This is a genomic window from Stenotrophomonas rhizophila (assembly GCF_007667275.1).
GTDB classification, from domain to species: Bacteria; Pseudomonadota; Gammaproteobacteria; order Xanthomonadales; family Xanthomonadaceae; genus Stenotrophomonas; species Stenotrophomonas maltophilia_AE.
In genome coordinates this window covers 123,506-135,955 of record NZ_VDQT01000002.1, presented here as the reverse complement: position 1 = coordinate 135,955, position 12,450 = coordinate 123,506, and the positions used below count along the sequence as shown (strand labels likewise).

Sequence of the window (12,450 nt, the reverse complement as noted above, 5' to 3'; positions counted from 1 at the left end):
CCCCCACTGAAGGAGTTTCCATGAGCATTCCCGCATTCGGCCTGGGCACGTTCCGCCTGAAGGGCCAGACCGTCATCGATTCGGTCCGCAACGCACTGGACGTGGGTTACCGCGCCATCGATACCGCACAGATCTACGGCAACGAGGCCGAGGTTGGCCAGGCCATCGCCGAGTCCGGCGTGGCGCGCGAAGATCTGTTCATCACCACCAAGGTGTGGATCGCCAGCTTCGAACACGATGCGTTGCTCGACAGCCTGCGCGAAAGCCTGCGCAAGCTGCGCACCGACCACGTGGACCTGACCCTGATCCATTGGCCGTCGCCGAACGATGCGGTGCCGATGAAGGAATACCTGGGCGCGCTGGCGCAGGCCAGGGCCGAAGGGCTCACCCGGCAGATCGGCATTTCCAACTTCACCATCGACCTGACCCGCCAGGCGATCGCGATCCTGGGCGCCGATGCCATTGCCACCAACCAGATCGAGGTGCATCCGTACCTGCAGAACCGCGCGCTGATCGCGTTCCTGCGCGAGCAGGGCATCCACGTGACCGCCTACATGAGCCTGGCCTACGGTGAGGTGCTCAAGGACCCGGTGATCCAGGCCATTGCCGAACGCCACGGTGCCACCCCGGCACAGGTTGCGCTGGCTTGGGCCCTGCAGCAGGGCTTCGCGGTGATTCCGTCGTCGACCAAGCGCGAGAACCTGGCCAGCAACCTGCTGGCGGCGGACCTGCGGTTGAGCGATGAGGACATGGCGCAGATCGCCACGCTGGATCGTGGGCAGCGCCTGGCGAACCCGGACGGCATCGCGCCGGCGTGGGATTGATCGATCGCCCAGTGAAGGTCGGACGCCTGGGTGGGTAGGGTTGGATCCCGATCAACCGCCGACCACGCTGACCGGCGCGGCGAACGCATGACCTCTGCCGGAGAGCGCTTCTTCGACGGAGGTCATGCCACGACAGAAGGTGGCACCGTTATCGGCGGTCGATCGGAATGCGACCCTACCCGCCGGCCGATAACCACTCACGCATGGCGGCGCTTACCTCCTCGGGCTTTTCCATTGGCGCCAGGTGGCCGCAATCGGGCAGCACCACCAGGGTTGAGCCGGGCGCCAGGGCATGCATCTCCTCGCTGATCGCCAGCGGGGTGATGCGGTCGTTGGCGCCGCAGAGGATCAGCAACGGGTCGCGGTAGCTGGCCAGTACGTCGTGGCCGTCGATGCGGTCCAGGGCGCTCTGGCGCAGGAACACCTCGGCGCCCAGCCGCGCGGTCATGTCGCGCACGCGCTGCACCAGCACGTAGTCGTCCAGGCGTGAGGCGTCGATGTAACTGCGCATCAGCTTGTCGCCGAAACCATGGAAGGCGCCGGGCAGGCGCACGCTGGCGCGCTGCGACTGGCGCTGGGCGGCGCGTTCCGGGGAGTCGGCATGGATCGAGGTATCGATCAGCGCCAGCCGCAGCACGCGTTCGGGCGCGACCCGGAGGATCTGCTGGGCCACGAAGCCGCCCAGCGAGAAGCCGGCCAGGGCGAAACGCTGCGGCGCCTGGGCCAGCACGTCCTCGACCACGGCCTGCATCGTCTCGCCCCGGGTCTGGTCGCCAACCGTGCAGTCGGCGATGTCGGAGAGCGCGGCACTCTGCGCGCTCCAGAGCTCGGCATCGTTGAGCAGGCCGGGCAGCAACAGCAGGGGAATGCGTTCAGTCATCCGGTCATTGTCGGCGATAGCGGCGGCGGTGGCGTACCGCCTGCGGCCCGGTGTGTTGCAGCAGCCGCCCCGCGCGGCTCAATGCATCACGCCCTCCGGCGGCTCGGGCACCTGCACGCTCTGCACCGGCAGGGTCACCACCATTACCGTGGGGTCGTCGGGATCGAGCCTGGTCTTGAACCCCAGGCTCTGGCACATCGCCAGCATGGTGCTGTTCTCGCGCAGTACCTGGCCTTCGACGATGTTCAGCCCGAGCCACTGGGCGTACTCGATCATGATGGTCATCAACCGCCAGCCGATGCCGTGGCCCTTGAGATCGGAACGGATCAGGATGCCGTATTCGCCGCGGTCGTAGTCGGCATCCGCATGCAGGCGCACAGCGCCGAGCATGTCGCCGCTGCGTGGATCGATCGCGACCAGGGCGATGGAGCGGGCATAGTCGAGCTGGGTCAGGCGGGCGATGAACTCGTGGCTGAAATGCTTCACCGACTGGAAGAAGCGCAGGCGCAGGTCATCGTCGGTCACGCGGGCGAAGAAGGCGCGGAACAATGCATCATCCTCCGGCCGCACCGGGCGCACGAACGCAGGTGCGCCGTCGGACAGGGTGAGGGTACGCTCCCACTCCTTCGGGTACGGGAACACGGCGAAACGTGGATGACCGCGGCCCTTGTGCAGCTTGCGCGAGGGGGCGATCGCCACGCGCGCGTCCAGCGCGATCACCCCGTCGCGGTCGGCCAGCAGCGGATTGATGTCCAGCGTGCGCACTTCGGGAATGTCGGCGGCCAGCTGGGCCAGCTTGACCAGGATCAGCGCGACCGCGCGCTCGTCGGCGGCCGGGACGTCGCGATAGGCCTTGAGGATGCGTGAAACGCGGGTGCGGCCGATCAGCTCGTGGGCAAGGCGCAGGTCCAGCGGCGGCAGCGCCAGCGCCTTGTCGTCGATCACTTCCACCGCGGTGCCGCCGCGGCCGAACACCACCACCGGACCGAAGGTGGGATCGTCGGCAATGCCGGCGATCAATTCGCGCGCCTTGGGCCGCACGATGGTGGGCTGCACCAGCACGCCGTCGATGCGCGCGTTCGGGCGCAGTTCGTGGGCACGCGCCAGGATCGAACTGGCGGCGGCCTGCACCGCCTGCAGCGTGCCCAGGTTCAGGCGCACGCCATCGACATCGGACTTGTGCGGAATGTCGGCCGAGAACACCTTCACCGCCACCGTGGCGCCCTGCTCCAGCAGCGGCTGGGCCAGGTCCATGGCCTCATGCGCATCGCGCGCCTGCATCACCGGCGCCGACGGAATGCCGTAGGCGGTCAGCAGCTGGTAGGTGGCGATGGGGTCCAGCCACTGCTGGCCGGCCGCCAGCGCGGCGTCGACGATGGCGCGCGCGGCGGCGGTATCGACCACGAAATCCTGCGGCAGGCTGGGCGGGGTCTCCATCAGCGCGGCCTGCGCGTCGCGGTAGCGCACCAGGTGCTGGAAGCCGCGCACGGCTTCGGCTTCGGTCGGATAGGTGGGCACGCGCGCGGCGTTGAGGGTGGCGGTGGCGCGGTCGTCGTTGCCCAGCCACACCGCGAACACCGGCTTGTCGCGGTGGTGGCGCGGACGCAGGCCCAGCGTGCGGGTGAGTGCCTGCGCCGCGTCGGCCGAGGAAGTGAAGGCGGTGGGCACGTTGACGACCAGCACCGCATCGTTGCCGGGGTCGGACATCAGCGCATCGATGGCGGCCGCGTAGCGATCGCCGTCCGCGTCGACCACGATGTCGACCGGGTTGCTGCGTGACCAGCCCTCGGGCAGCACGCCGTCGAGTTCGGCGATGGTGCCGGGCGAGAGCTCGGCCAGGCTGCCGCGCAGCGCCAGCAGCTGGTCCACGGCCAGGCGCCCCACCCCGCCACCGTTGCTGAGGATGGCCAGCCGCCGGCCGGGGAAGGTGCCCAGCCGGCCCAGGGTTTCGGCGGCGGTGAACAGTTCGTCCAGCGCGCTCACCCGCAGCAGGCCGGCGCGGTTGAAGGCAGCGCCATACACCGCGTCGGAGCTGGCCAGCGCCTGCACGTGGGTGTCGCCGTCCGGATCGATGCGGATGTGGCGACCGGACTTGACCACCACCACCGGTTTGGCGCGGGCGGCGGCGCGCGCGGCCGACATGAACTTGCGCGCGTCGCGGATGTGTTCGACGTAGAGCAGGATCGCGCGGGTGCGGTAGTCGGTGGCGAAGTAGTCGAGCAGGTCGCCGAAGTCGACGTCGAGTGCGTCGCCGAGCGAGACCACGGCGGAAAAGCCGACTGAGCGTGCCACGCCCCACTCCACCAGCGCCGCGGCAATCGCGCTGGATTCGGAGATCAGCGCCAGGTCGCCGGCCTGCGGGAAATGCGCGGCGATGCTGGCGTTGAGGCGGGCGTGCGGCGCGATCACGCCCAGGCAGTGCGGACCGAGGATGCGCAGGCCCTTGGGGCGCGCGGCGGCTTCGACCTGTTCGGCAAGCGAGCCTGGGCCCTGGCCGAGGTTGGCGGTGAGGATGATGGCGGCCGCCACGCCGCGCTCGGCGGCGGTGGCGACCACCTGCGGCACGATGCTGGCCGGCGCGGTGATGACGACCAGCTCGGGCACCCAGTCCAGGTCCTTGAGCCGCTTGACCGTGCTGATGCCGTCGATCTCGCCGTAGCGCGGGTTGATCCAGGCGACCTTGCCGGGAAAGCCGGTGGCGCGCAGGTTGCGCATCACCGCGCGGCCGGCGGAGCGCTCGCGCGGGCTGCCGCCGACGACGGCCACCGATTGCGGGCGGAACACGGATTGCAGGTGGTAGATGCTCATCGGGTCGAACTGTCACCGGGACACGTGGTGACACGGTACACGGCTCGCGGTGCGGTTGGGATGATCCCGCGCAGGAGAGGCCAGATGTTCCAGCAGCGCCGACGGGGTATGCCGTACCACACGCATGGCGCGACAGCGGTAGGGTCGGATCCCATCCAACTAAAGGAGCGTGCCGCGCAGGATCATCGCGGCGATGCTGAAATAGATCACCAGCCCGGTCACGTCGACCAGGGTCGCCACGAACGGTGCCGAGGCGCTGGCCGGGTCGAAGCCGAGACGCTTCAGGATGAACGGCAGCATCGAGCCGGACAGCGAGCCGAAGGTGACGATGCCGACCAGGGCCGCGCCGATGGTCAGCGCCAGCAGCTGCCAGTGCTCGCCGTAGTCGTGCAGGCCGAGCAGCTGCCAGGACACGATGCGGATGATCGCCAGCACGCCAAGGATGGCGCCCAGGGTGATGCCGGTCGGCACTTCGCGCAGCGCCACCTTCCACCAGTCGCGCAGGCGCAGTTCACGCAACGCCAGGCTGCGGATCAGCAGCGAGGTGGCCTGCGAGCCGGAGTTGCCGCCCGAACTCATGATCAGCGGAATGAACAGGGTCAGCACCACGGCGCGGGCCAGCTCGTCCTCGTAATGCTGCATGGCGCTGGCGGTAAGCATTTCGCCGAGGAACAGCACGCTGAGCCAGCCGGCGCGCTTGCGCAGCATCTCGAAGAAACCGATCTGCATGTACGGCTTTTCCAGCGCTTCCATGCCGCCGAACTTGTGCGCGTCCTCGGTGGATTCTTCGATCAGGGCATCGAGGATGTCGTCCACGGTGACGATGCCCAGCACCTGCTGGCGCGCGTCCACCACCGGAATGGCCAGCAGGTCGTGGCGGCGGATCAGCTGCGCCACTTCTTCCTGGTCGAGCATGGCATCGACGGTCACCGGCGGGTTGACCTGGGCAACCTCCAGGATCGGCTCGTCGGGCAGGCCGGTGATCAGGCGGCGCATGGTCACCACCTGCTGCAGGGCCTGGCTGTGCGGGTCGAGCACGTAGATGGCGTACACGGTTTCGCGGGTGCGCTCGACCTCGCGGATGTGCTGCAGGGTGCGGCCCACTGTCCAGTCGGCCGGCACGCTGACGAACTCGGTGGTCATCAATGCGCCGGCGGTGTGCGCGGGATAGCTGAGCAGCTGCTGGATGGCCTGGCGCGATTCGGCGCTGAGCAGCGGGATCAGCCGGGCGCGTTCGTCTTCGTCCAGCTCATGGACGATGTCGGTGGCGCGGTCGTCGGCCATCAGGCCCAGCAGCGCGGCCGCCTTGGTTTCCGGCAACGCGGCGACCAGGTCGCCACTGCGGGTCAGCTCGGGCTGTTCGAGCATTTTCACCGCACGCGGCAGCGGCAACGCGGCCAGCGTGTCGGCGGCGCGCGACAGCTCCAGGGTGTTGAGGTATTCCACCGCGTCGGCGGTGTTGAAGTCCTGCAGGGGCGCGCCCAGGGCCGCATCGGCCGCCGGGCGCAGGAGGTCTTTCTGGTTCATGGGGTTCGCCTTGTGGATCGCGTATGCGCGACGCCAACGCTGGCGAACCGTCCCGTGTCAGGCGGTGGCCATCGCTGGCGTCGAGCAAGGTCGACTTCTACTGTCGCTGGACATGGGTGTGGACTCCGGAAGGGTTTCGCTGGGCGCACCGTGCCGGCGCGGTCAGCGGGCGGCAGTCTGGACCCGCGCGCAGACCGGGTCAACCCCTTGCGGGCCCTCGTTCGGGCCCGGTTGAAGGTCGTTTGACGCGCCGGGCCGCATAATGGGCCGCCGGCGACAGGCCGATGATGCGATGCGCAGGTTTCCCCATGCATAGCGGTGCGCTGGTCCTGGCCCTGGTGTTGCTGTTGGCTGCGGTGATCGCGGTGCCGGTGTTCAAGAAACTCGGGCTGGGTGCCGTGCTGGGCTACCTGGCGGCGGGCGTGGTGCTCGGCCCGGACGGGCTGGGCTTCGTACAGGACGCCGACCGGATCCTCGGCGCGGCCGAGATCGGCGTGGTGATGTTGCTGTTCGTGATCGGGTTGGAGCTGTCGCCCACGCGGCTGAAGGTGATGCGGCGCTCGGTGTTCGGTGCCGGCACCGCGCAGGTGGCGCTGAGCGCGGTGGTGCTGGGCAGCCTGCTGATGCTGGACCACTTCCACTGGAAGGGGGCGCTGATCGTGGGCATCGCGCTGGCGCTGTCGTCCACCGCGGTGGGCCTGCAGCTGCTGTCCGAACACAAGGGGCTCAACACCGATTACGGCCGGCTGGGCTTTGCCATCCTGCTGTTCCAGGACCTGATCGCGATTCCGCTGCTGGCGGCGATTCCGCTGCTGGGCGGGGCCCGCAATGAAACCCTGCAATGGAACGACGTGGCGGTGGCGCTGGGCGCACTGGCGGTGGTGATCCTGTGCGGGCGACCGGTGCTGCGCTGGCTGTTCAACACCGTGGCGCGCACGCGCAGCCCGGAAGTGTTCACCGCGATGGCGCTGCTGGTGGTGCTGGGCACGGCGTGGTTCATGCAGACGGTGGGTCTGAGCCCCAGCCTGGGCGCGTTCCTGGCCGGCGTGCTGCTCTCGGATTCGGAATTCCGGCATGAGCTGGAATCGCAGATCGAGCCGTTCAAGGGATTGTTGCTGGGCCTGTTCTTCATCGCCGTGGGCATGGGCATCGACCTGGACCGGGTGGTGGCCGAACCGTGGGCGATCGCGCTCGGGGTGGCGGTGCTGCTGGTGGTGAAGTTCAGCCTGCTGTTCGGCATCGGCAAGCTGGCCAGACTGAGCACGCGGCACGCGCTGCTGCTCGGCAGCGTGCTGTGGCTGGGCGGTGAGTTCGCGTTCGTGGTGTTCAACGAAGCGCAGCGCGCGAACCTGCTCGGCAACGCCAACCACGACCGGCTGGTGGCGATCGTCGGCCTGTCGATGGCGCTCACGCCGCTGCTGCTGATCGGGCTGCTGCGGTTGCTGGGCGGCGAACACGAGGTCGCCGGCGACAGGCCCGCGGCCGACACCATCGACACGGGCGGCACCCAGCCCAGCGTGATGATCGCCGGCATGGGCCGCTTCGGCCAGGTGGTGGCGCGCCTGCTGACCGCGCAGAAGATCCCGTTCATTGCACTGGAAGCGAACCCGGATACGGTGTCGGACCTGCGTCGTTTCGGCAACAAGCTGTACTACGGCGACCCGACCCGACCGGAGATGCTGCGCGCGGCCGGCGGCGAGAACGTGCGCGTGTTCGTGATCACGCTGGATGATCCGGACGCGAACATGCACGCGACACGGTTGATCCGGCGCATGTATCCAAATGCAGTGGTGCTGGCGCGTGCGCGCAACCGCCAGCATGCCTGGCGGTTGATGGACATGTCGGCCGAACCGTTCCGCGAGGTGTTCGGGACCAGCCTGGACATGAGCGAGCGCGTGCTGACCGCGCTGGGCATCCCCGGCGACACGGCCCGCAACCACGTGGAGCGTTTCCGCGAGCACGATGAAAAACTGCTCCGCGACCAGTACCTGGTCTACGACGACGAGGCCGCGGTGATGCAGACCTCGCGCGACGCCAGGGCGGACCTGATGCGCCTGTTCGAGGCCGATGCCGGCCGCGCCGACGGAACCGACGCCGACCGCCGCGATTGACGAGGCGCGCCGCGATTACCCGTTATCGCGCAGGAATCTTGCCATCGAGGACACGCCCGGCACGCGCGGCTCGAACTCGCCGGCCACGTCGATGAAACCGCGCATCACCGCGATCTCGCGCGGGCTGCGGTTGAGGGCGTCGCGTACGTCGGGGTCGGCGCCGGCACGCAGCAGGCGCTGCACCAGCAGCGGCAACCCGTGCAGGGCGGCCAGGTGCAGCGGACCGAAGCCGCGCGGGTCGCGCACGTCCAGCGACACTTCTTCATCCAGCAGGCGCTCGACCGCCGCCAGCACCACCTGTTCGTCGCAGGCGGTGCCGGGCTCGGCACGGGCGCCCAGCAGCAGCAGCAGCGGCGTGACCGCGCCGGCGGCGGCCTGGTCGGGTTCGGCGCCGGCCAGCAGCAGCGTATCCAGCAGCGCCAGCAGGCGCGAGCGGTCGCGCGCACCGAAGCCATACAGCGCGGCGCAGTGCAGCGGGCCCAGCTGCTGGGCGTCGCCGGCATGCACGTTGGCACCGGCGGTAAGCAGGCGTGCGGCGATGTCGGGCAGGCCGAGCGCCGAGGCCAGCATGAGCACGGTCACCCCGCCGGGCAGGCGATATTCCAGTTCGGCACCGGCATCGAGCAGGGCCGAGACGATGTCGATCTGGCGCATGCTGACCGCTGCCGACAGCGGCGTGGCCCCGCTGGCCGCAGCGTGCTGCGGGTTGGCGCCGCGTGCCAGCAGCAGGTCGACCACCGCAAGGTGGCCGCCGCCTGCAGCACGCAGCAGCGCGGTGCAGCCCTGCGCATCGACCACGTCGACGGCAAAGCCCAAGTCGTTCAAACGGCGCACCGCATCCGCGTCGCCGGCCATGGCCGCGGCCGGCAGGTCGGCCGCACGCAGCGCGCGGCGCGGCAGCGGCCACACCCGCCAGTCCAGCCAGTCGGCGAGGTCGCGGCGGCCGATCGACAGCGCCACGCCCAGCGGGGTCTGGCCGTCGGCGGCGCGTGCTTCGGGCGATGCGCCCTGCTGCACCAGCAGCTTCAGCGAACCCTCGCGGGCCAGCGCGGTGGCCAGGTGCAGGGCGGTCATGCCGTGGCTGTCGCGGGCTTCGCGATCCACGCCCAGGGTCAGCAGGGCCTGCTGCAGGCGCAGCCAGCCCAGCCGCACCGCCAGCGACAGCGGCGGATCACCTGCGGGCGAGGCCGCGAACGGGTCGGCACCGCGCTCGAGCAGTTCCAGCGCGAGCTGTTCCAGGCCGCGCGCGGCCTGGTCGTGCTGGGCACAGGCGGCCAGCAGGCGGGCCAGGCCGCCGGCACCGGCCGGCGACACGCCCCGGCGCAGCAGCACCTGCAGCGCCGGCACCGCGTCGATGCCGCGCGCCAGCAGCGCGAACATCGGGGTGTCGCCGCACGCATCCAGCACTTCCGGCGCGGCGCCGTGCGCCAGCAGCCATTCCACCGCGTGCGGGTCCAGGGCCAGTTCGGCGTCGTGCAGCAGGCCGCCCAGCTCCTCCGGCGTACACAGGCGGGCCAGCGTGGGCATGCCATCGACATTGCCGAAGCCCAGCGCTTCGCGCAGCAGGTCCAGCGGCGGTCGGTCCGGCAGGCTCGGCGCGCCCGGCTCGATCGCGGCGTCGCCGGCGCCGGCGAGGCCATCGGTGACCGCGACCGGCAGCGGATAGCTGCGGTCCAGCAGCGACACGATGGCCCAGCGCCCGGCGGCGGCGGCAATGTCCACGGCGCGGCGCCCCTGCGGGTCGGGCACGTCGGCGGCGATACCCAGGTCGAGCAGGCGGCGCACCAGCAGCGGCGACACGCTGTCGGCCATGCACGCCAGCAGCACCGCATTGCGTCCTTCCACGTCCAGCGCATGCAGGTCGGGCTTGTGCGGCAGCAGGTGTTCGACCACCGCCGCGCGACCGGCACGCGCCGCTTCCAGCCACGGCGTGCGCGACAGCGCGTCGCGCGCTTCCAGGTTGGCGCCCGCGGCCAGCAGTACGTCGATGATGTCCACATGCCCGGCCAGGGCGGCTTCGTGCAGGGCGCTGCGGCGCTGGCGGTCGCGGGCGTCGGCGCGGGCCTTGTGCTTGAGCAGCAGCTGTACGCCGGCCGGATCGTCTTCTTCGGTGCCGGCCGCGGCCAGCAGTACCGGGGTGCCGTCAGCCGGTTCAGTGCGCGCACCGCGCTCGAGCAGGAACCGGGCCAGGCGCCAGTTGCCGACCTGGCAGGCCACCGCGAGCGGCGACCAGCCGTCGTGGTTCAGGGCATCCACCTCGGCGGCGGCGTCGCGCAGCAGTGCGGCCACGCCGGGGTCGGAACTGCGGGCGGCATGATGCAGCGGGGTGTTGCCGTCGCTGTCGACCGCGCGCGAATCGGCGCCGTTGGCGAGCAGGGTCATCACCGCTTCGGGGCGGCCGTGCCAGCTGTCGCGGGTCGCTGCCAGGAGCGGGGTCATGCCGCGGTGCGGCGTATTGACGCCGACGCCGCGCGCGATCAGCTCGCGCAGCAGGCGCAGGTCCGGCAGCACGGCGGCCAGCACCACCAGGCTGCGCTGGTCGCGCCAGCCCGGGTCAGGCAGGCCATGCGGATCGGCGCCGGCGGCGAGCAGCTGCAAGGCCCGATCAACGCGGCCACTACGCGCAGCCTCGTACAGCGCCGGCAGGCGTTCATGCTGGCCCAGCGGTTCCAATGGCTGGCTCGTGCCATCGTCGTGGGCAGCGGCAGCGAATACGGCGTCGGCCGGCTCCAGCACGCTGCGTGCGGCCAGCGGGTCGGCCGGGGCGATGCGCTGCAGGGCGAAGTGGGCCAGCGGCGAACCGATCAGCACCGCCAGTGCGAACGGCCAGCGCAGGCTGTCGGCCAGCAGGCCGGGCCATGCCGGTACCACCACCAGGGCGCAGACGGCCACGACCAGGGCGGCCACGGCCAGGCCGCGCCAGGCGCTGAGGTCGCGCGTGGCCAGGCTGCGCCAATGCCGCGCCAGGCTGCCGTCACTGCGTTCGATTTCGTTCCAGAGCGGCCAGGTCCGCCAGACCCCCAGCAGCGCGGCGCTCACCGCCACGCTCAGGCCGAGTGCGGCAGCGAGGCTGCCGCTGTCGTGCAGCGCGCCCAGCGGCCAGGACACCAGCAACGCGAAGGCCGCCGGCCCCAGCGACCACAGCGCGGCCAGCGCTGGCAGATCCTGTCGGCCCAGCTGGGCCAGCGCGGGAACCGTGCGGCTGCGGCGCCACCAGGACACGCCAAGCGCGAACGCCGGCTGCGCCAGCGCGACACCCAGCGCTGCCGGCACGCCGCCCAGCACCACGGCCAGCGACAGCAGGCTGCCGAGGGTGACGGCAATGGCGATGGCGCGGCTGCGCAGGGACTCAGTCATCGCGGGTCATCGCGGCGCGGGACCCGCACCGGCGCGACCAGCGGCGGCGGCATCTGCAGGTGGAACCCGCGTTCGGCCAGGTTGGCGCGCACCTGCTCGACGTCGGCCAGGGCGAGGCGACGGTCAGGGGTCAGGGCGACTTCCAGCACGAATGCGAACGGCGCCAGGGTGGCGTTCAATGCATCTGGAAGTGCATCGAAGGCGTCGCGGGCGGCGAGGTAGACGTAGGTGTCCTGCTTGCGTTGGCTTTTGTAGACGTAGGCTTGCATTGCCCGCGGGGCGGTCGCCCTGGGAATAGATACGTCGATTGTGTCGGAAACCACGCGGGTCCGATAGCCATCTGCCGGGAAAGGCGCCGGTTTGTTGGCGCGGGACAGATTCAGGTTCATCAATGTGGTCGGGTTGTTCAGGTAGAGCCGCCACCGTCGTTCGCGGGGAACGACGGTGGCAAGGCCATCCGACCAACGGTCGGCTGCTACCGGTGAAATAACGCTTTGCGTTATTTCACCTTTGCGTAGGTGCCCTTCAGGGCGACGCCGGCGAGGATGGTGCCGGCGTAGCACTCATAGTTGGTGGCGCTCTTGAATTCGTTCTTCTTGTAGTAGCTGACAACGTCGACCACGGCGTTGGCGCCGCGCGACTTCGCGCCGTCCTGCAGGGCCTTGATCGCCGACAGGGCCACCCAGCGGCATGCCTCTTCGTCGCTCTTGTTGGCGGCGTTGGTCTTCTTGTTGGTCACATCCTCGCCCAGGCGGTCCAGGACATTGACCTTCTGGCCGGCCAGGTAGAAACGGACGCTGCCGTCGATACCGGCATCCTTGGCGGCCTGGGAACCGAGCAGTTCGCCGAGCGGCAGCTCGACGCGGGTGTCACGGGCCTGGGCGGTGCTGGCGACGGCAAGCAGGGCAGCGGTGGCAATCAGGGCAAAACGACGCATTCAACT

General features: G+C 70.1%; 8 protein-coding genes. 2 read left to right on the top strand and 6 right to left on the bottom strand.

What is annotated here, in order from left to right; all coding sequences use genetic code 11:
- Positions 1-20 precede the first annotated feature (20 nt).
- A complete protein-coding gene (dkgB, locus tag FSZ13_RS06740) occupies positions 21-824 on the top strand; it encodes a 2,5-didehydrogluconate reductase DkgB (RefSeq protein ID WP_145478704.1) in 804 nt (267 codons plus the stop codon).
- Positions 825-999: 175 nt separating this feature from the next.
- Here dkgB and FSZ13_RS06735 read toward each other — a convergent pair whose 3' ends face one another.
- The 3 genes from FSZ13_RS06735 to mgtE all read right to left on the bottom strand — a co-directional run bounded on the left by FSZ13_RS06735 (position 1,000) and on the right by mgtE (position 6,039).
- Positions 1,000-1,704 (bottom strand): alpha/beta fold hydrolase, encoded by a 705-nt coding sequence (locus tag FSZ13_RS06735; protein WP_145478702.1) that lies wholly within the window; start codon positions 1,702-1,704, stop codon positions 1,000-1,002.
- A gap of 78 nt (positions 1,705-1,782) precedes the next feature.
- Entirely contained in the window at positions 1,783-4,512 is a 2,730-nt protein-coding gene (locus tag FSZ13_RS06730; RefSeq protein ID WP_145478701.1) for a bifunctional acetate--CoA ligase family protein/GNAT family N-acetyltransferase, read from the bottom strand.
- A gap of 159 nt (positions 4,513-4,671) precedes the next feature.
- On the bottom strand, positions 4,672-6,039 hold the full coding sequence (mgtE, locus tag FSZ13_RS06725) for a magnesium transporter (protein ID WP_145478699.1): 1,368 nt from the start codon (positions 6,037-6,039) through the stop codon (positions 4,672-4,674).
- A 308-nt stretch (positions 6,040-6,347) separates the two neighbouring features.
- Here mgtE and FSZ13_RS06715 point away from each other — a divergent pair, with 308 nt between their 5' ends.
- A complete protein-coding gene (locus tag FSZ13_RS06715; protein ID WP_145478697.1) occupies positions 6,348-8,150 on the top strand; it encodes a monovalent cation:proton antiporter-2 (CPA2) family protein in 1,803 nt (600 codons plus the stop codon).
- Positions 8,151-8,165: 15 nt separating this feature from the next.
- Here FSZ13_RS06715 and FSZ13_RS06710 read toward each other — a convergent pair whose 3' ends face one another.
- From FSZ13_RS06710 to FSZ13_RS06700, 3 genes are all read right to left on the bottom strand, one after another.
- Positions 8,166-11,507, bottom strand: a complete 3,342-nt coding sequence (locus FSZ13_RS06710) for an ankyrin repeat domain-containing protein (RefSeq protein ID WP_145478695.1) — start codon at positions 11,505-11,507, stop codon at positions 8,166-8,168.
- Positions 11,504-11,776 (bottom strand): YcgL domain-containing protein, encoded by a 273-nt coding sequence (locus tag FSZ13_RS06705; RefSeq protein WP_145479485.1) that lies wholly within the window; start codon positions 11,774-11,776, stop codon positions 11,504-11,506. The genes FSZ13_RS06710 and FSZ13_RS06705 overlap by 4 nt, the downstream gene beginning before the upstream one ends.
- 230 nt (positions 11,777-12,006) lie before the next feature.
- Positions 12,007-12,444, bottom strand: a complete 438-nt coding sequence (locus FSZ13_RS06700) for an excinuclease ATPase subunit (RefSeq protein ID WP_145478694.1) — start codon at positions 12,442-12,444, stop codon at positions 12,007-12,009.
- Positions 12,445-12,450 lie beyond the last annotated feature (6 nt).